21 protein-coding genes are annotated in these 25322 nt (G+C 69.3%); 8 read left to right on the forward strand and 13 right to left on the reverse strand.

The genetic code is table 11. From position 1 onward, the window contains the following. Nucleotides 1–79: 79 nt before the first annotated feature. The 5 genes from ACWDD9_RS31330 to ACWDD9_RS31350 form a co-directional block, all read right to left on the reverse strand. A complete protein-coding gene (locus tag ACWDD9_RS31330; RefSeq protein ID WP_449813433.1) occupies nt 80–1405 on the reverse strand; it encodes a hypothetical protein in 1326 nt (441 codons plus the stop codon). 891 nt (nt 1406–2296) lie between these two features. Next, on the reverse strand, nt 2297–2443 hold the full coding sequence (locus tag ACWDD9_RS31335; protein WP_449813434.1) for a hypothetical protein: 147 nt from the start codon (nt 2441–2443) through the stop codon (nt 2297–2299). Nucleotides 2444–3562: 1119 nt separating this feature from the next. Then, nucleotides 3563–4432, reverse strand: a complete 870-nt coding sequence (locus tag ACWDD9_RS31340; protein WP_449813435.1) for a hypothetical protein — start codon at nt 4430–4432, stop codon at nt 3563–3565. A 4-nt stretch (nt 4433–4436) separates the two neighbouring features. Continuing rightward, nucleotides 4437–4712, reverse strand: a complete 276-nt coding sequence (locus tag ACWDD9_RS31345; protein ID WP_449813436.1) for a hypothetical protein — start codon at nt 4710–4712, stop codon at nt 4437–4439. 543 nt (nt 4713–5255) lie between these two features. Continuing rightward, on the reverse strand, nt 5256–9128 hold the full coding sequence (locus ACWDD9_RS31350) for an nSTAND1 domain-containing NTPase (protein ID WP_449813437.1): 3873 nt from the start codon (nt 9126–9128) through the stop codon (nt 5256–5258). A gap of 361 nt (nt 9129–9489) precedes the next feature. Here ACWDD9_RS31350 and ACWDD9_RS31355 point away from each other — a divergent pair, with 361 nt between their 5' ends. The 8 genes from ACWDD9_RS31355 to ACWDD9_RS31390 all read left to right on the forward strand — a co-directional run bounded on the left by ACWDD9_RS31355 (nt 9490) and on the right by ACWDD9_RS31390 (nt 18650). Further along, nucleotides 9490–9930, forward strand: coding sequence for a hypothetical protein (locus ACWDD9_RS31355; RefSeq protein ID WP_449813438.1), 441 nt, complete (start codon nt 9490–9492; stop codon nt 9928–9930). A 383-nt stretch (nt 9931–10313) separates the two neighbouring features. After that, nucleotides 10314–11339, forward strand: a complete 1026-nt coding sequence (locus tag ACWDD9_RS31360) for an FkbO/Hyg5 family chorismatase (RefSeq protein WP_449813439.1) — start codon at nt 10314–10316, stop codon at nt 11337–11339. A 50-nt stretch (nt 11340–11389) separates the two neighbouring features. After that, entirely contained in the window at nt 11390–12610 is a 1221-nt protein-coding gene (locus ACWDD9_RS31365) for an aminotransferase class I/II-fold pyridoxal phosphate-dependent enzyme (protein ID WP_449813440.1), read from the forward strand. Then, entirely contained in the window at nt 12607–13767 is a 1161-nt protein-coding gene (locus tag ACWDD9_RS31370) for a 3-hydroxybenzoate 6-monooxygenase (protein WP_449813441.1), read from the forward strand. The genes ACWDD9_RS31365 and ACWDD9_RS31370 overlap by 4 nt, the downstream gene beginning before the upstream one ends. Nucleotides 13768–13809: 42 nt before the next feature. Next, nucleotides 13810–14838, forward strand: a complete 1029-nt coding sequence (gene gtdA / locus ACWDD9_RS31375; RefSeq protein WP_449813442.1) for a gentisate 1,2-dioxygenase — start codon at nt 13810–13812, stop codon at nt 14836–14838. A gap of 68 nt (nt 14839–14906) precedes the next feature. Continuing rightward, entirely contained in the window at nt 14907–16118 is a 1212-nt protein-coding gene (locus ACWDD9_RS31380; RefSeq protein ID WP_449813443.1) for an ATP-grasp domain-containing protein, read from the forward strand. After that, the gene (locus ACWDD9_RS31385; RefSeq protein ID WP_449813444.1) at nt 16115–17368 is read left to right on the forward strand and encodes an ATP-grasp domain-containing protein; all 1254 of its coding nucleotides are present in this window, start codon (nt 16115–16117) and stop codon (nt 17366–17368) included. The genes ACWDD9_RS31380 and ACWDD9_RS31385 overlap by 4 nt, the downstream gene beginning before the upstream one ends. 34 nt (nt 17369–17402) lie before the next feature. Further along, nucleotides 17403–18650: an MFS transporter gene (locus ACWDD9_RS31390; protein ID WP_449813445.1), complete on the forward strand. Its 1248-nt coding sequence runs from the start codon at nt 17403–17405 to the stop codon at nt 18648–18650. A gap of 43 nt (nt 18651–18693) precedes the next feature. Here the strand turns inward: ACWDD9_RS31390 and ACWDD9_RS31395 are convergent, their stop codons facing one another. From ACWDD9_RS31395 to ACWDD9_RS31430, 8 genes are all read right to left on the reverse strand, one after another. Further along, nucleotides 18694–18816 carry a hypothetical protein gene (locus tag ACWDD9_RS31395; protein WP_449813446.1) on the reverse strand — a complete coding sequence of 41 codons (123 nt, stop codon included), beginning with the start codon at nt 18814–18816 and terminating at the stop codon, nt 18694–18696. Between the two features lie 264 nt (nt 18817–19080). Then, nucleotides 19081–20427: an NUDIX hydrolase gene (locus ACWDD9_RS31400; protein WP_449813447.1), complete on the reverse strand. Its 1347-nt coding sequence runs from the start codon at nt 20425–20427 to the stop codon at nt 19081–19083. After that, nucleotides 20424–20564: a hypothetical protein gene (locus tag ACWDD9_RS31405; protein WP_449813448.1), complete on the reverse strand. Its 141-nt coding sequence runs from the start codon at nt 20562–20564 to the stop codon at nt 20424–20426. The genes ACWDD9_RS31400 and ACWDD9_RS31405 overlap by 4 nt, the downstream gene beginning before the upstream one ends. After that, on the reverse strand, nt 20561–20824 hold the full coding sequence (locus ACWDD9_RS31410) for a hypothetical protein (RefSeq protein ID WP_449813449.1): 264 nt from the start codon (nt 20822–20824) through the stop codon (nt 20561–20563). Before ACWDD9_RS31410 ends, ACWDD9_RS31405 begins: the two co-directional genes overlap by 4 nt. Next, complete coding sequence (locus ACWDD9_RS31415; RefSeq protein WP_449813450.1) at nt 20824–21930, reverse strand: hypothetical protein; 1107 nt, start codon at nt 21928–21930, stop codon at nt 20824–20826. The genes ACWDD9_RS31410 and ACWDD9_RS31415 overlap by 1 nt, the downstream gene beginning before the upstream one ends. Before the next feature lie 2 nt (nt 21931–21932). Then, the gene (locus ACWDD9_RS31420) at nt 21933–22184 is read right to left on the reverse strand and encodes a hypothetical protein (protein WP_449813451.1); all 252 of its coding nucleotides are present in this window, start codon (nt 22182–22184) and stop codon (nt 21933–21935) included. 168 nt (nt 22185–22352) lie between these two features. Then, complete coding sequence (gene ltrA / locus ACWDD9_RS31425) at nt 22353–24146, reverse strand: group II intron reverse transcriptase/maturase (RefSeq protein WP_449813452.1); 1794 nt, start codon at nt 24144–24146, stop codon at nt 22353–22355. A gap of 556 nt (nt 24147–24702) precedes the next feature. Further along, a complete protein-coding gene (locus ACWDD9_RS31430; RefSeq protein ID WP_449813453.1) occupies nt 24703–25314 on the reverse strand; it encodes a thiopeptide-type bacteriocin biosynthesis protein in 612 nt (203 codons plus the stop codon). Nucleotides 25315–25322 lie beyond the last annotated feature (8 nt).

The following is a 25322-nucleotide window of genomic DNA, read 5'->3' on the forward strand; positions in this document are numbered from 1 at the left end:
TGGGGCGGGAGCCAGTCCCCTGCCCCTCCGCTCGCCTGTCCCTCCCCTGTCGCCTTCCCACCGGGGGCGGTCAGCCGGGCTACAGAGGTGGTGCGGTCCGCCCCTCCAGTCGGCCGGTGCGGGCGGCCGCCCAGGGGTTCTGCTTCCGGACCCGGATCCGGCGGAAGTAGCGGCGCATCGCGGCGGAGTCCTTGCGCCAGTCACCCATTTCGGCGATCTGGTCCTCGGGAACGTCGGCCTCGCGCAGCGCGGAGGCCCCGCCGGCCCGGAGGCCGTGTGCGGTGACGGCCTTGGCGGTGGCCTCGTGCAGGAGCGCGTTGTAGCCGGACTCGACGCGCTGCTGTTCCGAGAGGTCGGCCACATGCTGATACGCCTTCCGGGCACGGGACTTGACGATGGTGTTGACGGCGTCGCCGGACAGGTAGGAGAGCTCCACCCACTCCTCGACGGCGATCTCGTGGTCCGCCTTCGGCAGCCCGTCCCGGTGCTTCGGCCGGGTCTGCGGGGTGAGCCGGACCTGGAGCCGGCCGGCCTTGTCGAGCGCGCGGAAGAGGGCCTGGTCGAGCGGCATGCGGACGGTGCGGGCGTACTCCAGCCAGGCGCGCAGGCGGCGTGCCGGGCACAGGTGCGGGGCGTCGTCGCGGGCCGGGATCCAGGCTTCGAACACCGAGCCGTCCTTGCGGGTCTTGCGGGCGACGAGGCGGACGGCGATGCCGTCGGGGTGCAGTTCGGCGTGCACGGGTACCAGGTGGGCGAGCTCGATGCGGCGGCTGAGCAGGTGCCAGCCCATCGTGAGCATGGCGGCGTCGCGTCGGCCGATGCCCTGGCGGTGGTCCCGGTCGCAGTCGGCGATCATCTCCTCCAGGTCGGCCTCCAGGATCGCGGGCGACTGCCTCTCGGTCTTGGTCGCGGACCACTTCCTGCGGAAGGCGGCGATCATCCTGCTGGTCTGGATGGTCCCGGGCCGGGTGTTCCCGGGGGTCTCCCGCTCCTGCCAGGTGACCACGGTGCTGTGGTAGTCGGAGACCGTGTTGGGGTCGTAGACGTCGCTGAGGATCATCCACCCGACGTACTCGATCAGCGTCGCCGTGGTGCACGGCAGTGCGACCCGTCCGCGCTCGGCGCACCAGCGTTGGAACACCCGGATCCGGGCCTGGCGGTTGCGCTCGGTGTTGGGCACCGTCGACTCGCCGAGGAGCTGCGCGATCTCCTCGCTGATGACGAAGTCCCCGGCCGCGTACTCGGGCGCGGTGAACGCGGCCGGCAGCGGCCGGCCTGCGACCAGCACGGTGTCACGGTCGAAGCCGCCGATGTCGATCCCGTGCCCGCCGGAGCGGGCGGCGGGCAGTCTCTGGTCGTCGCTGTCGACGAACTCGGCTTCCACGACGTCGAGTTCGTCGCTCATGCCTGCCCGCCGTGGAGGTGGTGCCACTGCCGTCCGAGCTGTGCGGATCCGTGGGTGGCGGGCCCAGCGGGCGCGCCGGGTGTGGGTTCGGTACTCAACTCGGCTCTCCTGCGCGCACGGGCTGCTGACGGAGGAAGCTTCTCACAGCAGTTGCCTCGTATATTGCCAGATATACGAGGCTAACGATCGTTAACGCGCGACGGAAGGTCAGGCGGGGGTATAGAGGCCCGCTCGCTCCGCCCGAGCACCTACCAACGTTTGTAGGTGACGGCCGGCCCCGGCCGAGGGCGGCGGCAAGGCCTCCTCACGTGAGTAGGAGGGGTCTTGGTCAGGCGGAGGTTCGCTGCTGGGAACGTTCCTAGGTGGTCCTTCCGGCGACGAGGACGGGACGGCGGCCGGCGGCTCGCCTGGCTGTCACGGTGAGCAGCCTCCGTGGGACCAATTGGTCCCACGGGCCCTCGACGGAGCCCCGACGTTGGACCGTCTCACGTGAGACGGTCCAACGAACGCATAGATGCCTCGCGCAGAGGACGTTTCAGGGGCCCTCCAGCTGACTACCGAAGACCTCAATCCTTTTCCACGCCGTGGTAGATTGAGACTTAGGTCATCGAAAGACTGATGGATCCGACTTTCCAGGCCTCGATAACGGTTGAGGATGGAAAATCAAATCGAATGCGTTAGTCGATAGTTCGGAGTCCGTTATTAGGCCTCCGGGGCTGTTTTCGATTAGGACCTAAAGATTGACTTCCGGAGATTGATTCCTCCGGAGGCATGGTGAAGCCGCCCGGCTCCTCACAGTGGAAGCAACCGGGCGGCCGCGGACCGCGCGCAGTGCGGCGTATCACCATCACCTGTGCGGCCCGGGGCGCAACCCGGGCCGCACAGCCGTACTCAGAGCCGGCGGAAAATCTCCGCCGCCAACTTGAGTGCCTCGATGACGATCGCGCCCACCATCTGCACGCGGCGTTCCCGCTGGTCGTCCGGCTTCTCCTGCTCCAGCTCGCGGCCGGCGTTCGGGTCCTTCGGTTGTCCAGTCATGGAACGCTGCTCCCCTTCCTTGATGGGTGGGCGTATATGGCTACGCCCGAGCCCCCGGGTCCGGAGAGAACCCAAGATCATCGGGAAGGGTCGAGGGGATGCCCCCTCGAATGGCAGTGACGCGGCCGATTCTATAGCCAATTGACGGGGCTTCAAAACTTGAGGGCATTAGTCATGACTCTTCGCATGCAATCAATTAGCTGACCTGCGGTTCTCTGGATTGCCACCAGGTAGCGACCCTCGGGTGCGAACTGCTGTGATGCCGATGGCGCCCCGGCGATGTCCCTGCTGTGCGGCATCCTGGAGGCCCACTGCGAGAAGAGTGGCCATGGACGAGAAGCTGAGGGCGCGCGCGGAGAAGGTGCGCGCGGTTGCCGAGGACGACCGGGTGCCGGATGGTCTGTGCGAGGCCGCCCGCAGTCGGCTGGTCGCCCTGGAGGAACGGCACGGCCCGCTGCGGACGCCGTCGCGCACCGGATCTCCACCGGCTCGGCCGGCATCGTCATCTACGTCCGTGACCTGCCCAACGACTGGGCCATCAGCGGACGTTCGGAAGTCCGTCCGGTCGCCTTCCGCAACATCCCTTCCCTGGCCTGCAGGGGCCTCGCGCAGGCGCTCCATGCGATCGGCGAGGCGTACAACCGGCATGGCGACGGGCGCATGCAAGACCTCGCCGACAACCGGTTCTTCTTCCGCGTCGAGGTCTACTGCGCGGACGGCACCCACCTCGACCTGGATGTCGTCTCACCCCCACAGGGACCGGAGGAAGGCATGGACGCGTCTATCAGCGCTGTCTCTGCTGTCATGAGGCCGAGCTTAGAGGTGCCGAAGCCATGCGCCGAACCGCCCGAAGTCGGTTTGATCTGTGGGCCTTCCTGCCGCAACCGCTGCGCTCTGCGGGAGCCTGCCGACGACCTCCGGTCGGACAGGCACAGGTCACCCGTGCGGGTGAACACGGTATGCGACGCAACGCCCCGGGCCCCGGCAGGAACACCTTCGGCGCGGACGTGCTGCGCCGGGGCGGCGCCGGGGGCCCGCCCTGCGCAGTCCGTCAGCCGTAGACTGACGGCGTTGCCCGGGCCACTGCCCTTCGACACGACGCCACGGCGGCAGGGAGCGTCAGCCTGCGGCTGACGGCTTCTCGGTTGAGCGGGTGAGCACCTGGTACTTCTTCGCGGCGGACTGCTTGGTGATCCCGCCCAGCGCCTGGCCAACGTCGTCCCAGGAGCCGCCGGCGCCTCGCGCCTTGGCCATCAGGGTGGCGGTGTTCGCGTCCAGGACGGCTTGCAGCTCCATAACGAGCGCGAGCGCGGCGAGCGCGGCCTCCTTGTCGATCTCCTCGTCCACGAGCGCGGCGGCGAAGGCCTCCGCCGCCGGCATGGGCGCGGCGCGCTGCCGCCAGGCCTCGCCGAGGTCGCCCCGGGCGTAGCGGGCGGTCAGCAACTCGACCGGAGTCGGTTCCAAGGCGGCCGACACGGGGGCGTCAGTCTCTGGCTGACGGCTGTCCTGGGCGGGGACGGGCGGGGCGAGGAGCCAGCCGATTCCCCGGCGCTCCTTCAGGAGCTCCAGCGCGTAGGTGGCATCCCGGCCCCGGCCCCGACCGCGCTCCTGAGCGGACTCCTCCAGTACCCGCTCCACCATGGCGCTCTCCCGCGCGCTCGCGGTGCGCATCGGGTACGCCACATCTTCCAGCGAGCGCTGCGCAGCGTAGCGCAGGTCGAGCCACCGCTTGTCCTCTCCGGAGACGAAGCACCGGATCGCCGCGAGGACGATCGCCTCCTCGGAGAAACTCCGGTCGGTGCAGATGATCTCCTTGTACTCCGGCAGCTGCCGCTCGACGGCGGCGCGCACTGTGGCCTCGGTCGGCCCGTCGTACCACCGGATCTCCCACTTCCGTCGGTGGTCGTGGTAGTCCGTGTCCATGCCACACTGGTGGATCTTGGACAGCCGGAAGACGAACGAGCGGATCGCGCTGCTGCGACTGGCCACCGGCTCAAGCCTCCGCGGACGGTTGGGCGGTGACCCACTTTGCGACCGCCGACGGGGTGGCGAAGCCGTCCTGGGAGGTGCGGTAGGAGACCATGGCGCCGTCGCGGTGCCACCGCGGCGGCGCCTGGCCTTCCCAGCGCCAGGCGCCGCAGGGCGTCCGGTACTGGCGGACGTACCCGACCACGTCGACCTGAAGCAGCTGTTCGGTGCGCCGGCCGGCGACGAGGCAGCCGTGCTGGGGCTGCATGAAGCCGAAGTACTCCTCGGCGATGGTCCCCATCAGCCCGACCCCTTTCCGGCCACGGCGCGCGCCCCGCCGTCCCCGTCATCCTATGGCTGACGGGGACGGGTGGACTCCTGGACCGGGTTCCTGGACGCCTTCGTCCACCTGCCCGGGTCAGGGCCTCGTCGTTCGCGTCGATGACCGGGGTGTCGAACCACAGCCCGTCCACCGTCGCAGGCCGGTCGACGGCGATGACCTCAGCGGTGATCCGCCGACCGACCTCCACATCCTCGCTCCGAGGCCGCCCCAGGGCAGGTCCAACGAGCCGACGAACCCCAGCGGTCTCGTCGGGAACCCGTCCAACGTCACCGCCACCCCGGAGCGGGTGACCTCTGACGCGACCCCACCACGCAGGTCGCCGACGCGGATCGCTGACAGGAAGCTCCGTACGGTGCGGTCCTCCGGTGCTTCGCGCATGTCGGCAAGCCACGGCATCCCACCCGGGCATCTCAGTGACCGTTGACACAGGCCGACGCGATGCCTTCCGGCCTGGTCGTGCGGGTGACCGTCCATCGCTCGTCGACGGTGAAGCCGTCGGGGTCAGCAGACCTTCCGGTAGGGCACCTCGGGGAGGTATGTGTCCCAGTCGGATTGCGGCAGTCCGCCTCCGGCTCGTTCGCAGATGCCGGCGGCTTCCTGGTCCGGGGCGACCGTGATCTCGTGTGCCGGTACGTGCTCGGTCGCTATGCGCAGGGTGCGGTCGTCGGGGCCGAAGGCCAGGGAGAGGGTGGCGCCTCCTGTCGTGGGGACGGCGGGGCCCAGTGGCTGGTGGGATGGGAGGTCCCACATCCGCAGTGTGCCGTCGGTGCCCGCGGCGGCCAGGATGCGGCCGTCGTGGGAGAAGGCCAATGCGGAGATGGGGTCGAACGCTCCCGTGGCGTTGGGTCTGAAGCTGCCGGGCAGTACGCCCAGGTTCCGCTCGGCGTTGCCGTCCCAGAGCGTGACGCGGCCGGCTTCGTCGCCGGTGGCCAGGTACGTGCCGTCCGGGCTGAACGCCACGGTGTGCGTCGTGTTCTGGGTGAGCGTACGAGGGACCACTCGGCCTGACGGCAGGTCGGCGAGTTGGTTGTGGGAGGTGACGAGGAGCCGTCCGTCCGGCCGGACGGCGAGTTGCTCCCCGCCAAGGCCGGAGAGCACCCGGGTCCTGGCCCGTTGGGGCAGGTCCCAGACTTCCAGGGCCTCCTGCTGCGGCATCCGTGACACCAGGAGCGACCTTCCGTCCGGTGTGAAGGCGATCGCATTGACGTCGTCCACCGCACGCCGTTCGGGAGCCGCGAGATCCAGGGTCGCGGTTGTGCGGCCGGCGGAGACGTCCCAGACGGACACTCTGGGTGGTGAAGTCGGCTGCCTGTGGTCGACGATGCCGTAGGCGAAGGCTCGCCCGTCGGGACGGAACGCCATGAGGACGGTGCAGGAGAAGGAGAGCTGTCTGCCCTCGGGAGGCGGCAGGCAGGACAGGACGGGCAGGTCGACGACGTGTCCTCCGCCGCGGAGGTCCCGCAGTCGGATGTGGTGCGTGTGGTCGCCTGCGGACGACAGCAGGGTGGCGAGCGTGCTGCCGTCCGGGCTGAACACGGCGGCTGAGATCGGCTGGCTCGTCCAGGCCGGGGCGAGGACGTTCGTGAGGTCGATGGTGCGCACCGCGGCTCCGGTCGAGCCCTCCTGGTAGCGGATCCGGTGTTCGTCCGGATCCAGCCTGAACTGGCTGGCGTCGGTGTTGGCGAGTGGATGCCGCAGGAGCGGGACCGACGGGATGTCGAGGCGCCACAGCAGCACCTCCTTGCCGTCCGATGCCACCATGAGCGTTCCGTCCGCGCTGAACGACGCCTCCCTGAGGTCGGCGTGTTCGACCCGCGGGAGTTCCGTTCCCGAGGCGATGTCCCAGATCCGGACGCCGCCGCTGTCGACGACCGCCAACCGGCGGCTGTCCGGTGAGAACCCGACGGCCTGGTCCAGGCACTGCTGCGCGGTGGCGTCGGGAGCCCCGGCGAGCGGGACCTCGCGCTGCTCGGGCACGTTCCACACCTGGACCGGCCCGCCCGGAACGCACAGCGCCATCAGGCGGTCGTCTTGGCTGACCGACGCCTCGGGATACGGGAAGTTCTCCAGGCGGGGCCACTCTCCCCACATCCGCCGCTGCCTGACCTCCGGTACCCGGCGCGTCTCGTCGCGGGTGGGCGTTCTGTGTACGCCGCCCCCGGTGCGTCGTTCGAGCAGGAGCCGGCCGCTGTGGCTGTCCCGGACCTGGACCACGTCGTCCGTGCCCTCGGTCGCGAAGAGGACCAGGGTCCGCCCGCTCGGACCGAGCCGGGCCGCGGTCCCGGTCAGACCGGGGTCGAACGGGTGGCGTGTCACCGGGGATCCGCCCGTACTCTCCGCCGGCAGGTCCCACACGTTCACATGATCGAGTCCGAACACGGCGAGTGTTCGGGCGTCGGCGCTCATGTCCTCCACGTCCTCGGCCTCGGCCCCCAGGCCGGGGAGTGTTGCCACTCGCCGGTGCGTGCCGACGTCCCACTTCACCACCTCGTCCCGGCCGACACCGACCAGGGTGCGGCCGTCGCCGCTGAGGAAGTGGGTCTGCGGGACGGCTTTGCTCGACGGGGGGTCGGTGAAGACGTCCTGGTCCGGCTGGACGGCTGCGCCGAGCAGCGCGGACCGTGACTCGGGTAGATCGGCGGTCTTCCACGCGGCGACGCTCAGCCGCATCGCCGTGACCGGGTCGGACGAGCGCATGCCGTCCGCCACCGCGGCGGCCCGGCGGGCGGCGGCCTCCGTGCGGCGGCGTTCGCCGGTCAGGCTTTGCTGCCACGCGATCACCCCGGCCAGCAGGACGAGCACGACCAGGGCGGACAGTGTGGCGAGCAGGGTGCGCAGCCGCCGGGCGGAGCGCGCGGTCTTCCGGTTCTCCTGGTCGCGGGCTGTGAGGGCGGCGGTGAGGAAGCGGGACTCCAGCGGGGTGAGGTCGTCGCGGTGCCCGGCGCCGGCGAAGGTGGCTTCGGCCGCTGCCAGGCGGGTGCCCCGGTAGAGCGCTCCGGGGTCATGGCCCAGTTCCTCCCAGGCCTTGGCGGCTTCGGTGAGGTGCCGGTGGTGGCGCAGCCTTTCGCGGGCGTCTTCGACCCACGCGCTCAGGCGCGGCCAGCAGCTGATCAGAGCCTCGTGCGCCAGGTGGACGGTGTCTCCGTCCAAGGTGATCAGCCTGGCGCGGGTCAGGCTTTCCAGCACCGCTGCGGTGTCGGCGTCACCGGTACCGAGAGACTCGAGTTCGGTGCGGTCTGCGGGTCGGCTGGTGTCCTGCGCGCCCTCTCCCGGGGTGACCAGTCGCAGCAGGATGCGCCGGGCGACGGCGGCCTGCTGCGGCGTCAGGCGGTTGTAGGTCTGTTCCGCGGTGCGGGCGATGGCGCCGTGCACACCTCCGGCGGCTTCGTAGGCGGCCTCTGTCAGTGTCCTGCCCTTGCGGCGGCGCCAGGTCTCCAGCAGGGCGTGCGACAGCAACGGGAGACCGCCCGGCTCGCCGTCGACCTCCTCGATGATCCTCGAGGTCAGGGCGCGCTCGACGATCAGGCCCGCGCCGGCGGCCGGATTGACGATCGCCTCCCGCAGCTCCGCCGAGCTCATCGGCCCGACCAGCAGCGTGGCCTCCCGCAGGGCCACGGCGAGCCCGTGGTGCTCCGCGCAGCGTCCGAAGAAGTCCGCCCGCACCGCCAGGACCACTCGTAATCGGCTCTCCGGCTCACACGCCGCCAGCAGTAGACCGATGAAGGCGGCACGCTCCGCCGGCTCGGTGGACAGCGTGAACGCCTCCTCGAACTGGTCCACCACCAGCACCGTGTCGCCCGTGCCGTTCCCGGGCGCGACCAGCGCGGCGTGCTCGGAGGCGGGCCGCGGGCCCGGAGTGAAGATCCGAATGGCAGCCGGACCCGTGCCCGTAGCACCCCGGTCCCGGAGCGCCGGGATCAGTCCGGCGCGGAGCAAGGAGGACTTGCCGCTGCCCGAGGCGCCTACGACGGCGACCAGACGACGGGAGTCCACCAGTCCGAGCAGGTCGGCGACGAGCCTGTCCCTGCCGAAGAACCGCTCCCGGTCACCCGGTTCGAAGCGGGCCAGGCCCCGGTACGGCGCATCGGCATCATCACCGTCCTCCGCGGCCACGTCCCGCACCGCGGCGTGCCAACGCCGCTCCCACTCTGCGAGGTCCCCGCCACAGGCCTCCACATAGGCCAATGCCACCGGCAGCGACGGGAGCTGCTGCCCGCCGGCCGCCCGCGACAGCGTCGCGACCGAATACCGGGTACGGCCGGCCATGACCCGGTAGGTGACGTCCCCCGCATCCCGGCGCAGCTTGCGCAGCTCCAACGCGAAGCGCTGGACCGGCCCGGCAGCCGGATCCAGCGGGCCCTCCTGGCGCCCCATCCTGTGTCCTCCCCCATCGGCGACACCACCGGAGCGTCAACCTACGGGCCGGGGAAACCCGCTGCAACGGCTTCTCATCAGCCTGTCTCGTTCCAGCGGTCCTTCCGACCTGCGAAGCGGCATTTTGTTTCGTCTGGCGAGAAGGGCTGCGCAACAACCGGTCGGCTGTGAAAACTCGAACCGTGCCGGGGCCAAGGCACAGCAACGGTCGGGCCTGGCGCTGGCACGACCACGCCCCGGGGACACCACCGCCGGTACGGGCCGCGTTCCGCCGCACCCGTGAAGCGCAACGGCATCCAGGACCCCACGGTTCGGACCGCCGCACAGTCCCTACCGTTGTCCACACCGACAGGAGACAACGATGTCAATCGTCAAGATCCGTGCAGCACTGGCCGCGCTCACGGCGAGCACGGCGCTCATCGGCGGCACCATCGCCGCCGCCGCGCCGGCCGCCGCCGCGCCCCAGCAGCCGAGTTCCCGGGTCGCGTGCGCGACCAGCAACTACCACTGGTGCGACGCTGTCGGCTCCACCGGCGACTACGCGCAGATGAACGTGTACTGGGGGAGCGACGGTCACGAGTACATCGACGCGTTCCTCAACACCACCCACCAGGGCCAGAACCTGTGGACCCTGACCTGGAACGGCAGCGGGTGGGACTGGTCCGGTACTCCCGCCACCATCGACGAGGGCAACGGTTGGTGGGGAGCCACCGACTACGGGCGCTCCGACGCGGGCAAGACCATCAAGCTCGCCATCTACAACTGGGACACCGGCGGCTACCTCTACACCAACGCGCACTGAGGCCCCTCCCCGCGGCCGGCGGCGTCGCGCCGTCGCTCGAAGCAACTGCTTGCTTCTCCGACGGCGAGACCTGTACCGGGTGGCACTGAGATTCCTCCAGCCGATGCCCAGTCGACGCGATCCGCCGGGTGGGGTGTTGCCGACGGTCACACCCGACCCGGGCAGTTCACGGGAATCAACCGCTGTCCTGCCGGAGCGAGGATGTCCCGCGGGGCATGCAGAAAGCATCTCGGGCCAACAGCCTGCCGTCTTGGCAGCCGATCAGGGCGTCGGCCCTCGTGATCACAGCTAACCGTTTAATGCGATCAAGATCGTTTGGCATTCGATCAAGATCATCTGATGGGGGCCAACGACCCTCGACGGTCCGATCGAGAAGAGCCCGAATGAAGCATAACCAGCTTGACTCCATATTCCAGTTCGAGGGCGAGCAGAGCCCCCTTCCCGAGGACAGGCATGTCCTCGGCCGCGTGATCTTCGGTGAGGTGTCCACCCGGCCTGCACTGCATGACGGAGCCCCGGAGATCGGCGTGCACATGGCCTCCCCGGGATTCGACAGCTTCACCGAGATCTGGCGCACGGACACCGTCGCGGACAGCGGCGAATACCAGGGCCTGGCCTACGCCCATGACGGCGAGTACCTGTTCTGTGCGGGCAGCATCCCCGCGAGCGGGACGTATCGGGAACAGACCCGGAAATCCTACGAGGCCGCGTTCGAGCTGATGGACGAGCTCGACTACCGCCGTGTCTTCCGTATGTGGAACTTTATCGGCGGGATCAACGCGGACAACGCCGAAGGCCTGGAGATCTACCGGGACTTCTGTGTCGGCCGTGCGGAGGCTTTCGAGGCCAAGCCGGACCGAGTTCACTGCATGCCGGCGGCCACCGGCATCGGCTCCCGGGGCAGTGGCGTCGCCTTCTTCTTCCTGGCCTCCCGCACGGGCACGGCCCAGAATATCGAGAACCGCCGCCAGGTTCCCGCGTACGAGTACCCGCGGCAGTACGGTCCGAAGTCGCCGAGTTTCGCACGGGCGACCAGGCTCGTGCCGGCAGGCGGGGACGAAAGCCACGGTGCGGTCTACGTCTCCGGCACTGCGAGCATCACCGGCCACCACACGCTGCATGCGGGCGACATCGCCGCGCAGTGCGAGCTCTCCCTGAGCAATATCGCCCATCTGGTCAGCTCCGGCAATCTACAGCTCGGTGGTCTGGACGGCGGTCACGGCCTCAAGGATCTGCGCTGGGTGAAGGCGTATGTGAGGCACGAGGAACACCTGCCCGTGGTACGTGCCGCGTGCGCTGATGCGTTCCCGCCCGAGACCCGGGTGGCCTTCCTGAACGTGGACATCTGCCGTGATGACCTGCTGGTGGAGATCGAGGGGATCGTCCCGGCGTCGATGTTCCGACGCTGACTGGCCCTTCGCACTCCTGTCTCCCTTGTCGAAAGGTCATTTGACCCGTGATGAGTACCAACCCCGCCGTGTCCGAACTGGGCATGCACCCCTTCCCGCGGATCGCCGCCCTTCTCGAAGGAATCGACCCCGCTCTCGGTGTCACCCCGGTCGACCTCACCATCGGTGAACCCCGCTTCGCACCACCGGCCTGGCTGGGCGCAGCCCTCGGAGCCCGACAGGACCTGCTGGGCAAGTACCCGCCGAACCAGGGCCCGGACTGGTTCCGCCGTGCCGCGGCCGGCTGGCTCGAAAACCGCTTCGGCCTGCCGCAGGGCACCGTCGGCATGGATGCGGTGTTCCCCACCTCCGGCGCGCGTGAAGCGCTCTTCCAGCTGGGACTGCTCGCCGACGCCACCGACAGCTCCCGACGCCTGCTCGCCATGCCCACCCCGCACTACGCGCCGTACCGGGCGGCCGCCGCGCTGTGCGGACTGCAGGCCTTCAACATGCCCGCCGTCGCCGCACACGGCCATCTCCCGGACCTCGGCCTGATCGATGAGGACCGCGGCCCGCGCACCGCCATGCTGATCCTGTGCACTCCGAGCAACCCCGAGGGCGCCATCGCCCCGGTCAGCTATTTGCGCCGGGCGATCACCCTGGCCAGGACGTACGGCTTCATCCTGGCCGTCGACGAGTGCTACTCGGAGATCTACCTGGGTGACGAACCCACCGGCGCACTGCAGGTCTGCCAGGAGATGCACGACGGCGAGGGCGACCCGTTCCGCAACGTCCTGGTCGTCAACTCGCTGTCCAAGCGCTCCAGCGCGGCCGGCCTACGGACCGGCATCGTCGCGGGTGACCGTGCGCTGATCGCCGCCTTCATCGCGCTGCGCTCCTACATCGGCGGCACCACCCCGTTGCCGAATCTCGCCGCCGCGGCCGAGCTGCTGGCCGACGAAACGCACGTCAATGCCGTACGGGAGAGCTATCGGGACACCTTCGCCGCCGCCGACCGGATCCTGGCCCGGCTTCCGGGATACCGGAAGCCGGAGGCCGGGATGTTCCTGTGGCTGCGAGTCCGCAACGACGAAGAGGCAGCGGTGCGGGCATGGCGGGACGCGGCGGTCCGCGGCGTGCCGGGTAGCTATCTGGGCCCCGCGGGCTGGGACGGCTCGCACCCCGGCAAGGGGTATCTGCGGCTCGCTATGGTGCACGGAGCGCAGGAGACGGCCGTCGCACTGACCCGCCTGGCGCCAGTGCTCCACGAGATCGGGTTGGCGGCCGTATGACACCCGTGATCGTCGCGGGCGGCGGCATCGGAGGACTTGCCACCGCTCTGGGCCTGGTCCGGGCGGGCCAACAGGTCATCGTGCTGGAGCGCAGCGAGCAGTTCCGAGAGCTCGGTGCCGGGATTCAGCTGGGCCCGAACGCCTTCAAGGCGATGACCCGGCTCGGTATTGGTGAACTGCCCTATCAGTGCGCGGTGTTCATTGAGGAGCTTCGCCTCATGGACGCGGTGCAGGGCGGTCCGTTGACCTGGCTGCCACTTGGCGAGCGCTTCCGGGAGCGGTTCGGCGCCCCGTACGCAGTGGTCCACCGCGGCGAGTTGCACCGCACACTCCTTCGGGCGTGTCGCGACGCCGGTGTCGTGCTGCGCCCGGGCTGTGCCGTGCAGCGGTACGAGCAGATCGGTGACGGCGTACGGGTGTTCCTCGCCGGCGGCGAGGGCGTGAGCGGAGCCGCACTCGTTGGCGCGGACGGCCTGCACTCCGCAGTGCGACAGCAACTCGCCGGTGACGGAGCGCCCCGGGTGTCCGGGCATGTCACCTACCGCTCTCTCATTCCCAGCGACCGTATGCCCGCCGCGCTGCGGCAGTCCGCCGCGGTGTTATGGGCAGGGCCCAAGTGCCACCTTGTGCACTACCCGCTGGTCGGCGGCGCCTACTACAACGCGGTCATCACCTGCGACAGCGGCGCGACCGAGGCCGTATCCGGTGAGCCTGTCAGCGACGAGGAGGTGGCCCGGCAGTTTGCGTCGGTGTGTGCCGAGGCCCGCTCGCTGGTGGAGGCCGGCGGCGACTGGCGGCGCTGGGTGCTGTGCGACCGGCCACCGCTGGAGAACTGGCAGGAGGAGCGTGTGGTGCTGCTCGGTGACGCGGCCCACCCCATGTTGCAGTATGCGGCTCAGGGCGCCTGCATGGCGCTGGAGGACGCGGCCTGTCTCGCCGGTCACATCGACGGCGAACATCCTGACTTTGTCAAGGTGTTCGCCCGCTACACCGCCGACCGCCGGGAGCGTACGGCACATGTCCAGACGGTTTCCCGCCTGCTGGGCAAGGAGCTTTACCACCCGCAGGGCCGGGCCGCCGAAGCACGTGACAGCATGCTCGCCACGCTCGACGAGGCTGCCCTGCACAACAAGTTGTCCTGGCTGTACGAGCACTGAGCTCCGGCCCGACATCTCGAACTCTCCCTTGAGGAAGACCTGATGAGCCTCGACGCGTACTACGACCGCATTGGCGACCAGCATCTGGCCGCGCTGTGGACCCGTCTCGCCAGCCTGATCACCCCCGAGCCGCGCAGCGGCTGCCGCGCCCACCGCTGGCGCTACGCGGACGTACGGCCCGAGCTGCTCGCCGCCGGAGAAGCCATTACCGCTGAGGAAGCCGAGCGGCGGGTGCTGATCCTTGAGAACCCCGGCCTGCCGGGCAGTTCAAAGGTGACGACCTCGCTCTATGCCGGACTGCAGTTGGTGCTGCCCGGCGAGATCGCCCCGAGCCATCGGCACAGCCAGTCGGCTCTGCGCATCATCGTCGAAGGCAGCGGTGCGTACTCCGTGGTCGAGGGGGAGCGGGTGCTGATGGAGACCGGGGACCTGGTCCTCACCCCACCGATGACCTGGCATGAGCACGGCAGCGACGGGGGCGGCCCGACCATCTGGCTGGACGCCCTCGACATCCCGGTGGTCAGCTTTTTCGACACCTCCTTCCTTGAGCGCTCCGCCGAGGCGGTGCGACCGGTGACCCGGCCGGCCGGGGACTCGCCGGCCCGTTACGGCGCGGGGCTGCTCCCGGTGGGCAGCAGGCCCGGCGGCGGTGCCTCCCCCATCGTGTCCTACCCGTACACCCGCACCCGTGAGGTGCTTGCCCGCCTCGCGAAGGGCTCTGCCCCGGACCCCTGGCACGGCGTCAAGGTGGCCTATGCCAATCCGCTCACCGGGGGCGATGTGCTGTCGACCATGTCCGCCTGGGCGCAGTTCCTCCCGTCGGGCTGGCGCTCCGCCTCGTACCGCTCCACTGACGCGACCGTCCTGCTGCCGATCGAGGGACGTGGCCGCACCCACATCGGAGACCAGGTCTTGGACTGGCAGGCCAGGGACGTCGTGGTCGTACCGAGCTGGTCCTGGGTGCACCACGAAGCCGACGAGGAGTCGGTACTCATGAGCTACTCCGACCGGGCCGCGCAGCGGGCTCTCGGCCTGTGGCGTGAGGAACGCCGAACCCCCTGCCCGGAATAGGTCGGACTGAGTCGAAACCAGACCACACCCCCACCTCCCGGTGATCGCCGGGTGAAAGGCGACCAGCAATGAATGTCCTCCTTGTCCATGTCAAGAAGAATCTCCTCCCCGACCGTGTCCGCACCGCTGCGGAGATCGGTCACCTCACCGTGATCACCGAGCCCGGTCACGCGCAGCAGTACGGGCCCGATGTCGACGTACGCCTCATCCACGACGTTCAGGACCCCGAGGCGCTCAGGCTCGAGGTGCTGCGGGTGCTGCGGGAGCGGCGCATCGACCGGATCTTCGCACCGTTCGAGCTCGGCCAGGCCCAGACGGGATACGTCCGCACCTACTTCGGCATCCCCGGCACCGGATCCGAGGTCGCCCACGCCTTCTCCAGCAAGTACGCCATGAAGCAGTTGATGCACCGGGCAGGGCTGCCGGTTGCGGACTTCCGGCTCGCCCACAGCCTGGACCAGGTGCCGGCGCTCGCCGCCGAACTGGGCTGGCCGGTGGTGGTCAAGCCGATGATCGGCGGCGGGTCCATTGATGTCCGCGTGCTCAACACCCCGGAGCAGTTCGAGGAGTTCAGCGTCTCGCCGGAGGCCTCCCCGATCCGGGCGCTGCGGGTTCCGCTGGTCGTCGAGAAGTTCGTGGAGATGACCGCCGAGTACCACTGCGACGGGTTGGTGCAGGACGGGAAGGTCGTCTTCGCCGCGTCCTCCCGCTACCTGGTGCCGGTCCTGGACCATGGCGCGACGTTCGGCTCGATGACGCTCCCCGCCGGTGATCTCGTGCGGGCCCGTATGGAGGAGCTGCACACCCGTGCGGTCGCCGCGCTCGGGCTCACCGACGGCGTCACCCACATGGAGTTCTTCGGCACCGAGGACGGGTTGATCGCCGGCGAGATCGCCTGTCGTCCGGCCGGTGGCGGCATCCCGGATGCGCTCGCGCTGCACACCGGTGTCGATGTATGGCAGGCCTGCCTGCTGCTCGCCCTCGGACTGGAGCCGAAGCTGGACCGTGTCCTCGAGCAGGGTGTCATCGCGCACTGCTATCTGCCGCTCGAGCCCGGCCGCATCGTCGCCATGACCGGGGCCGAGGAGCTGCGGTCCCTGCCGTCGGTCATCGACGTGAAGATGCTCCGTCAGGTGGGCGAGACCGTACCGGAGCGGCTCAACTCGGCGGCCGCCAGCGGCCTGGTCTTCCTGCGGGCGGATTCCGTCGAGGAGGCCGAGGCAGCGGTCGCCCACGTGTACGAGGTCTTCCGTATCGAGATCGAGGCACCGCAGCAGTGAACTACCTGATCCTCAACCGCAGCGCGCTCGACATCCGCCCCTACCGGCAGTGGATCGGTGACGGACACCGGCTCCTCCTCATCACGGACGCGCGCGCACTGAGCGCCGACGACACTGTCCGCACGGCACAGCTCACCTCCTTCGATGCGGCTCTCCCGCTGACCGACTACCACGACAATGTCCTCGTAGAGCGCGAAGTGCTCCGCCTGCACTCCGAGTTCGGCCTCGACGAGATCATCGCGCTGTCCGAGTTCGATCTGCTGCGAGCCGCCCGGCTGCGCGAGCTGCTCGGTCTGCCCGGCCAGAGCGAACAGAGTGCCGCGGCCTTTCGCGACAAGCTGCTGATGAAGGATCTGCTTGCCCGGGTGGGCATTGTGTTGGTCCCGTACGCGGCGGTCCCGGACGTCACCGCACTGTTGCGCTTCACCCGGCAGCACGGCTTTCCCGTGGTGGTCAAGCCGCGCCGGGGAGGCGGCTCGATGGGCGTCGAGGTCCTGCAGGACGAGGATGAGTTGTGGAACTACGCGGCCCGTTCCGAAGAGCTGGGCGGCGACGACGGCGCGCCCCTGCTCGTCGAGGCCTATGTGGATCACGAGCTCTTCCACATCGACGGCCTCGTCATCGACGGGCAGGTCAGGCTGATCTGGCCGTCGTCTCAGGGCGCCAGCACCTGCCTCGGCATGCTGACCGGCAAGATGCTGCACAGCTCCATGTTGGACGTGGACGACCACCGTCTGGAAGCGCTCCGCAAGCTGACCCTGACCGCGCTGGAGACCCTGCCGACGCCGGGCACCTCGATCTTCCATGCCGAGATCTTCGGCACCGCGGATGGCCTGGTGTTCAACGAGATCGCCTGCCGTATGGCCGGCGGCCGTATCGAGGACCAGATCCGGCTCGGCTTCGGGGTGCATCTGCCCGAGCTCTACGTCCGCGCGCTGGCCGGCGGTGAGCTGCCCCCGATCCCCTCGGAACCGGCCCGCATCGGCGGGCTCGCCCTCTTCCCGCCCCGCCCCGGACTGCTGCGCGCCGTGCCCGGCGAGTGCCTCATCCCGGGCATCAGCGAGTTCAAGGTGGCCGTGCAGTCGGGAACTCGGCTGCACACGGCGCACGCCAGCGTGGAGAACTTCGCCTCAGCGCTGGCCGTGGGCGCGACCCGTGCCGAAGTCGAGCAGGCGATCGACGAACTCAGAACCTGGGTCGAGTCCGAGACCGTTATCGAGCCCGAACCCTCGACCGGGGCGACCGAGTGATGCCCATCTGCCGCCCCGACCACTGGAGCTACTAGTGCGAAAGACCTTCGCCCTCGTCCGCGAGACCCCCGGCTGCCTGCTGCTGCTGTTCGGCAACTTCGCGATCACCTTCGGCAGCAATCTGGTGCTGCCCTATCTGGCGGTCTACCTCACCACCGAGCAGAGCATCTCCCCCTTGGCCGTCGGTACGGCATTCACTGCCAAACTCTGGGCCCAGCAAGGCCTGATGATCTTCGGCGGTTCGGTCGCCGACCGAATCGGCACGGTACGCACCATGTGCCTGGGTCTCCTGATGCGAGCACTGTCGTACGTGCTGATCGTCACGGTGGCCTCGGATGCCGGAGCCGTGATCGCCTGCGGCCTCCTCGGCCTTGGCAGCGCCCTGTACATCCCCGCCGGCAAGGCGGCGCTGTCCCGGCTGGTCGAAGGACGGGCGGCGACCACCTCGATCTTCGCCCTGCGCAGCACCGCGAACAACGCGGGCACGGCCCTCGGCCCGCTGGTCGGCGGCCTGTTCCTGCTGCTCGCCTCACCGAGCATCGGATTCCTGGTTGCCGCAGCGCTGTTCCTCGCCCTGCTGGTGCCGTTCTGGCGGTTGCGGCACCGCATTCCGCACACCCAGGAGCAGTCGGCCACAACGGGCACCGCGGCAGCTGCCAAGCCGGGTGTGCTCCAGGTCTTGCGCACCTGCCCGCGCATGATCTGGATCATCGCGACGGCCGTGGTCTTCGGCTTCTGCTACGTGCAGATCGAGTACGCAATGCCGATCACCGCCGCCGCCGAACAGGGCAAGGCCTTCGTCGGTGTCCTGTACACCGTGAACGCGGTGGCCGTAGTAGTCCTGCAGCTCGTGTTCTCCGCCCGCCTCGGCAGGCTGGTCAACTCAGCGGCGGTCATCGCGTTCGGCCTGGGCGCGATGGCTCTCGGCTTCGGCCTGTTCAGTGAGGGTTCCATCGCCTTCCTGCTCCTCGGCGTGGTGCTCTTCACCGTCGGCGAGGTGATCGTGGACCCGCGGCTCGACGGCGAAGTGGCCCAGGCGGTCCCCGCCGCGCAGCGGGCCACCGCGTTCGGCATGGTCGGCCTGGGTGTGGCTCTGGGCGGCACGCTCGCCAATGCGGCAGCGGCCTCCGCGCTCGGCCCGGCCCGGCTCGGTTCCGGCTACTGGCTGCTGCTACTCGCGGCTGCGGCCCTGCTCTCCCTGGTCACCTGGGCCGCAGTGCCCCGCCGCGGTCGAGCGGCTGCCGATGCGGCCGAAGCAGCGGTGCCAGCAGTGAGCTCGTGATCACCACTTCCTGGTTTCGTCGCGCCACGTGTGCACCACCTCTTCATGGAGAGACCCCAGCGAAGAACGCGCGCAGCAGTCGGCGCTCGGCGGCCGTGGCGAGGTCGTCGGGGGTGTCGTCGATGTTCACCGTCACGCTGAACTCGCCGCGCTTGATCATGTGCATCGCCCTCTCGGAAGTCTTCCTCTGACGCTAACCGGTGTGGCTGTCCCCAGAATCGTGCACGGCACGGACAGACCCGGGCCCGGTGGGCTCGTCCGGTGCCGCACCGCGGTGCCCGCGCGAGCGCCCGGCTCAGGCTGTGCGGCCTCTGGCAGGTATTCGTCGGGCTTCGCCTCGGTGCCCCGGCAGCGCAGCCCCGGTCTCGTCCAGTGATGGCCTCGTACGGGCGATGACCGGGGAGACTCCCGCGCCTCGTGGTGTGTCCTCCTACTGGTTCATGAGCTGCAGGTAATGGGCGAGGTAGGGCGGCACCGTGCGGGCCGTCGCCTCGGTGAACGGCACCCAGGCGACGGCCTGGCCCTCGTCTCCGAGCCGGATCGCTTCCGGCGGGCCGTCGTAGACCGCGCGCAGCACCCGCGACATCGGCGAGACCAGCTCGTGCCGGGGCCCGGGCAGCGGCCGCACGTCGGAGATCTCGATGCCGGCTTCCTCCAGGACTTCGCGCACCGCGGTCTCGGCCGGCGTCTCGTCGCGCTCTCGCCATCCTCCGATCGGCGTCCAGTGGCCGGGCCAGGCGATGCCGTCCTTCTGATCGCGATGGTGCATCAGCAGGTGCCCGTGTCGGTTCGTCACGAACACGATGACGCCCTCGAAGTCCTGGTCCGGCGGCACGGGGCGCTCCAGGTACAGCACCGTTCGGGAGCGGGCGGCGCGGATCACCTGGAGGTCGAGCCGGTACTCGGCGGGTGTGAGGTGGTGGCGCCAGTTGTAGTCCGTCTCGAAGCGGTACTCGGTGTGCTCGGCGGGGTCCAGGACGATGCGGGCCTGCTGTTCGGCGGTGAGCACACCGCCGTCGAACACGTAGCCGCACGACGGGACCGGCCGGACGGCGTCGGCCTCCTGGTAGATCACCGCGATGAGCCGCTGCCGGCCGACGGCGTCCGGGTTCTCGGCGAGCAGGTCGAGGCCGATCTCCTCGTGGGCCTCGCGCAGAGCTGCCTGGTACGGGCTCTCGCCATGTTCGACGTTCCCGCCCGGCCAGTCCCAGCGACCGGTGTCCACGGCGTTGCGCATCGCGAGGACCCGGCCTTCCGGGTCGCGGACCAGGAAGCAGCCGTAAACCATCGGCCGGGCGATCGTCTGCACGTACTCGCCGACCGGGTGCCAGCCGGCTCCGAGGCGGTGGGTGAGCCAGCCGATCACCTCACGGTAGCCGTCGCTGGTCGGCGGCAGCTCGTCGGGCCGGAACCAGCCCCACTCGTCGTGCTCGGAGAGCACCACCGTGGTAGCGGCCGGTACGGTGACGGTGAAGACGAACTGGCGGGTCCGCCTGCCCCGGGTATTGGTGAAGTCCAGGTGCCGGCAGTACGCCAGCTTCTGCGGCGCCAGCCGGATGCCGGTTTCCTCGGCCAGCTCGCGGACCGCGCCGAGCAGCGGGTCCTCACCCGGCAGCAGGCCGCCGGCCGGGTAGTCCCACAGACCCGGCAGGACGTCGCCGGCCTGGCGGCGCAGCATCAGGATCCGGCCGTCCGGGTCGAGCACCACCGTTCCGGCGGCCAGCTTCTCCTTGCCCTCCTCGAGGGCCTGCTGGGCGAGCAGCGTGTACGAGATCACGTCGGGGTGTTCTCCTTGTCGTCGTTCCAGCCGCCCCAGGCGGTGACTTCCTGCCCGGCGAGCGCTTCGGCGATCTGCCGGCGCATCCCGGAGCGGGAGCCTTTGACCAGGACGATGTCCCCGGGCCGGAAGGTCACTGCAGGTAGGTGATCGCGGTGTCGTTGTCGGCGACGACGGCAACCGTCCGGCGCGCATCACTTTCCGAGTCCATGTCGTTACTCGACGCTGTCGGCAAGGTGCTGGTTCCCGGCGGGCGGATCAGGCTGGAGCGTGCCGACGAGGGCACCGGTTGCCCGGCCACCACGGGGGTGGCGGCGACCTCGACCAGGTCCGGCGGCTGGGCGCCGTTGCCCTCCACGTCCACGACCAGGACCCGGGGCCGGCTCTGGTAGTCCATCACCGCTCCTTGCCGGCGAGGCTGCGCACCAGCACCGAGCGGCTGCGCTCCAGTGCCGCGGTGAGGTCGTTCCGCAGCTGGAGAGGGATCAGCTCGGTGCCGAGTCCGCAGGCGGCCACGGTGGCGGTCAGCCGCTCGCGCTCGGTGCCGGTCAGCAGGCCGGAGCAGCCGGGGTGGGCGAGGACTTCCCGGGCGGCGTAGCCGTCGCCGTGCTCCAGCGTCCGGGCGATCAGGGAGCGGGCGGTACTGGCGGCGGCCGGCTGGCCGGTGCCGCCGGCGGCCTCGATGAGGGAGAGTCCGAGGCGGGTGTCGAAGACGGCGAACCGCGGTTCACGCTGGTGCTGCTCGTAGCCGTCGAGCATCGGGGCGGGGTCGGCGGCAGGGTGCCCGGCGTGCCGGCGGCACAGCGTGGCCAGGCAGGCGGTGACGGTGGCTTCCCAGGGGTCGCCGGGCAGGGTGGCGGCGATCAGGTCGAGCGCGCCTTCGGTGTCGCCGCCGCAGGCGAGGGCGAGCACGGCGATCTGCCGGCCCTCGAACATGCGCCGTCCGATCGTGCCGGGCCGCGCGAGGTGATCGTGGGCCTGCGCCCACCGGCCGGCCCGTACCAGTGCGCGGGCGCCGTCGAAGAGGAACGTGCCGCGCATCCACCGCACCATCTCGGTGTGGTCCGCGTCGGTGGCGGTGAGCGTGCCGACGGGCACCGTGATGCCGTCCACGGTGGTGTCGGCGCGGGCGGCGACCGCGCGGTTGAGTTCGTGGAGCATGCGGAACGCCTGGTCGGCGTCGTCCTCGCGGATCCGCAGGCTCGCCAGGTTGACCAGCGGGGCGAGGGAGTAGCACGCCTCCTTCCCCGGCAGCGGCCGGACGGCGAAGAAGATCTCGGCGTGGTCGGCGCACAGCTTGCGGGCCAGGCCGTGCAGGCCGACGTCGCAGGCCAGCAGTGCGGCACCGTTGTGCACCGACGATGCGACCGTGGTCTCGGCCGTGTCGTCGGCCTGCACGGCGAGCTCGCCCAGGCGGCGCACCCGGTCCTCCAGCGGCCGGCACGGCGGGCGGAAGCGGGGGGAGAGGGGGAAGCGGCCGGTGGTCTCGGTCAGCTGGGCCATCGTCACTCCTGTCCGAAGACGACGCGGCCGGCGGTGGTGGCGAGGACGCCCTGGGCGATGGGGGGCAGGCCGAGCCGGTTGAAGTGGAAGAGCAGGTGCTGGGCGCAGACGGCGCGCAGGCCCCGGGTCAGGTGGCCGTCGTGGGCGAGGCGGCGCAGTCCCTGGCCGGCCAGCGTGTGGGTGTCGATCCAGGGGGCGGCGAAGGCGAGGGTGCCGGTGGCGAGTGCGCTGCCGGGGCCGGTGTCGACGGACATCAACCGCTGGACGGCGGGGGTGAGCCGGTCGGCCTGCGCGGGGTCGGGGGCGGGCCGGTGGGCGGCGACGCGGGCCCAGACGTCGTCGGGTAGCGGGGACGCATTGCTGCGTCCCCGCCCCCTCAGAACCGGCCGTGCCCGTTTCCGGGCAACCGGCTCAAGCAAGCCCTATGGCTCGCGGGCCCGCGAAAATGCTGGAGCCTGCCGGCTGGCGGTTGTTAACCGTCGGTGGCAGTGCGTGTGGACCAGACGTGGTGCGGCGGGTTGGTCCGGCCTGCCATGCCCCGTGTCGGCGATGATCGCGGATTTACGGATCGCCTTGCGGGTGCCTTTGAGCCACTGTTCCCATTCTTCAGGGCTTTGCGGCTCATGGTCGGCGTGTAGCAACAGCTCTCCGCAGTACGGGCAATGGCCGTTTTGAGCCTTCATCAGGCGCAGAGTGGCCGTGCTCAGCGGGGGCGTGTTGCGATGGCGCCGCTTGGCCCAGAATTCGGCCAGGGTCGGGTCGTCGAGCGACGCCGTTCCTGGCACCATCCGGTGCCGGACAATGGGTGTCCAGGCGAACTTGCGCAGGTAGTGGCCGCTTGCGCGATCGCCGAATACCCACGTGTCGCGCCTGAACGGATTGAACATGCCAAAATATCGGGCAGCCACCCAATGTTTCGACTTGTTCGGATGGGAGAGTTTGGCCCATTTATAGACCTGCCTCCACACATGGGCATCCAAGGAGGCAAACGCTCGTTTGGATACCCCGATCCGGTAATAGGCAGCCCAGCCCTTGATGATCGGGTTGAGCTTAGCTATCAGCGCTTCCGCGTTGGCTCCACGCAGGGCCGTCACTTCATCGGATAGCCTTTTCCGGATCCGCCGCAGGGCAGAGTTGCTCGGTTTGGTCAGCAGCTTTCCGCGATGGCGTTGGATGGTGAACCCTAGAAAGTCGCAACCCTCATTGAGGTGGACGATACGCGTCTTGTCCTCGTTGAAGGCCAGACCCCGAGGGGCCAGCCACGCGGATAGCCTAGCTTTGACCTGCTCGGCCTGTTGCCTAGTGTGGCAGAGGACGAGAAGGTCGTCGGCGTAGGTGACCAAGACCGGGGAGTTCGATGCCGTGAGCGCGGCATTGTTGCCGAGCTTTTGGTAACGGACCCCGGCTGCCTTTTCCATGCCATGCAGGACGATGTTCAACAGCGTGGGACTGATCACGCCGCCTTGTGGAGTTCCCTCCGTGGTGGCCGTGAGCAGACCATTTTCGACCACGCCCGCCTTCAGCCATCTAGCTACCATTCCCCTTGCAGGGAACGTTCCCAATGACTTCAGCAGATACTCGTGGTCGATGTGGTCGAATGCCGCTTTCAGATCAGCATCGAGCACCCACAGGCGTTGAGCGTTCTTTCCGCTCGCCGTCGTATGGATGGCTACGATCGCGTCATGACAGCCACGTCCGGGACGAAAGCCATAGCATCTCGCCTCGAAGCGTGCCTCCCACTCAGGTTCCAGTGCGTTGAGCGTCAGAGCCTGGAGGCACCTGTCGCTGATCACGGGAATCCCGAGCGGTCGCCGTTTTCCATTCGCCTTGGATATATACACCCGCTTGACAGGCTTGGGTTTCCACGGTTCGGCGCGCACCTGAACCCAGGTGGCCAATTCGGCTTTCTCCTGAGGTAGCAGTGCGACTTTTCCGTCGATTCCCGCTGTCACGCGGCCAGCATTGATCTCCGTGACCCGCCGCACGCTTACGCGGGCGTTGGCGCGGGAACGGAGCATCAGTTTCTGGAGATTCCTGACCTTGGCCAGATCTCCGGCCTGCGAAGCCGTGAAGATACGTTGCCGCAAACGCCTTACCTCGTCCTCGGCGGCACGCCAGTCGATCGACTGCCATTCCTCGGACGCGTCCTCCGGTCCGTTCGCCATCACGGCCGCGCTCGTGGCGATCTGAGCCGCCCCGACCGTCTGTGTCGTCATGGCGTCCAACTTGCCCTTCGGTTCTGGTGTTCTTGGTCATCGTGTCTGCACGGGCTCACCAGACCCACGTCAGCACCCTTTCAGGTCGGGGCACTCCGCCCCTATCCGGCCAGTTATGCGCGAACCCCTGACGGAGGCATCAGGACCTGGTTCACGTTTTCCTGCTGCCTTTCGGCAACCGGCATTCGCTTGTTGGGTCTTCCTACTCCCGCTGAGGGTTTGGGCCTTCCTTGCAGTCGGCTTACCAGGGCCAATCAATGCCCTGGACCTCATCGGGGTTTCCACGTTCCGCATGAGAGAGATGCAACCGGGGTGGGTGCCCTCTGTATCCCGGGGACGGCGGTGCACTCCCGACCGGTCAAGGTTCTCCGGTCGGCGCCAGCCGTTTTCCAACGGCCAGTCCCTATCTCCCGCTGGAGCGACCCATCGGCGAGAGTGTACGTGACGAGACATCATCGAGGATTCACTTGCGTTCACCCGTCCGGCTTTTCCCAGCCTGTAACCCCCGGATGGAACGGGGGTCCTTGGACATTTCCTCAGGCTTCGCACCCCGCGATTACTCACGACGCACGCTGAGGCGGGAACGAGCCTTGCGCACTGGCTCGGGTCCTACACCTTCGACAATGTCGAACCTCCATGGTGATTTCCACTCTCTGCATGCGACTTCGTGTCGCACGCCCTGCTCGTACCACTCCTGACCGGCTCCGCGCAGCAGCGCGGTGGCCAGCAGGACGGCCAGCTCGCGCCGCCGGTCGGGGCCGTGGTGCCCGGCGAGGTGGGCAAGGAGGTGGCGGCTGTCGCGGTGGAACAGGTCGTGCGCCGCGTCCATGCCCGATGTGCCGCCGAACGCGAGCACTTCGGGCTCGTAGACCACCCGGGTCCAGGCGGTCACCGGGCCGGCGGCCCGCGCGGCGGTGAGGGCGCCGGTGAGGGCGGCCTCGACGGTGTGGGGGCCGGTGCCGGGCCCGGGCTGGTAGCGCAGCTGCCACCGGTCGCCCTTGCGGACGAAGTGCCAGTGCGCGAGGTGCCCGGCCTCCTCCGCGCCGACGAGGACGGGCCACAGGTGGGCGAGCGCGGCGGGCTCGGCGGCGGCCGGGTCGGTGAAGTGGACGTGCAGTTGGAGCATGGAGGCGGCGTCGTCCGGCCAGGGCCCGGGCGGGTTCGTCAACGCGTCTT

Source organism: Kitasatospora sp. NPDC001119 (genome assembly GCF_053598475.1).

Coding starts and splice junctions, on each gene's coding strand:
- ACWDD9_RS31395 (WP_449813446.1), bottom strand. CDS start 18,816: ATGCACATGATCAAGCGCGGCGAGTTCAGCGTGACGGTGAACATCGAC.
- ACWDD9_RS31330 (WP_449813433.1), bottom strand. CDS start 1,405: ATGAGCGACGAACTCGACGTCGTGGAAGCCGAGTTCGTCGACAGCGAC.
- ACWDD9_RS31335 (WP_449813434.1), bottom strand. CDS start 2,443: ATGACTGGACAACCGAAGGACCCGAACGCCGGCCGCGAGCTGGAGCAG.
- ACWDD9_RS31370 (WP_449813441.1), top strand. CDS start 12,607: ATGACACCCGTGATCGTCGCGGGCGGCGGCATCGGAGGACTTGCCACC.
- ACWDD9_RS31360 (WP_449813439.1), top strand. CDS start 10,314: ATGAAGCATAACCAGCTTGACTCCATATTCCAGTTCGAGGGCGAGCAG.
- gtdA (WP_449813442.1), top strand. CDS start 13,810: ATGAGCCTCGACGCGTACTACGACCGCATTGGCGACCAGCATCTGGCC.
- ACWDD9_RS31380 (WP_449813443.1), top strand. CDS start 14,907: ATGAATGTCCTCCTTGTCCATGTCAAGAAGAATCTCCTCCCCGACCGT.
- ACWDD9_RS31345 (WP_449813436.1), bottom strand. CDS start 4,712: ATGGGGACCATCGCCGAGGAGTACTTCGGCTTCATGCAGCCCCAGCAC.
- ACWDD9_RS31410 (WP_449813449.1), bottom strand. CDS start 20,824: ATGGACTACCAGAGCCGGCCCCGGGTCCTGGTCGTGGACGTGGAGGGC.
- ACWDD9_RS31365 (WP_449813440.1), top strand. CDS start 11,390: ATGAGTACCAACCCCGCCGTGTCCGAACTGGGCATGCACCCCTTCCCG.
- ACWDD9_RS31415 (WP_449813450.1), bottom strand. CDS start 21,930: ATGGCCCAGCTGACCGAGACCACCGGCCGCTTCCCCCTCTCCCCCCGC.
- ACWDD9_RS31350 (WP_449813437.1), bottom strand. CDS start 9,128: ATGGGGCGCCAGGAGGGCCCGCTGGATCCGGCTGCCGGGCCGGTCCAG.
- ACWDD9_RS31420 (WP_449813451.1), bottom strand. CDS start 22,184: ATGTCCGTCGACACCGGCCCCGGCAGCGCACTCGCCACCGGCACCCTC.
- ltrA (WP_449813452.1), bottom strand. CDS start 24,146: ATGACGACACAGACGGTCGGGGCGGCTCAGATCGCCACGAGCGCGGCC.
- ACWDD9_RS31355 (WP_449813438.1), top strand. CDS start 9,490: ATGTCAATCGTCAAGATCCGTGCAGCACTGGCCGCGCTCACGGCGAGC.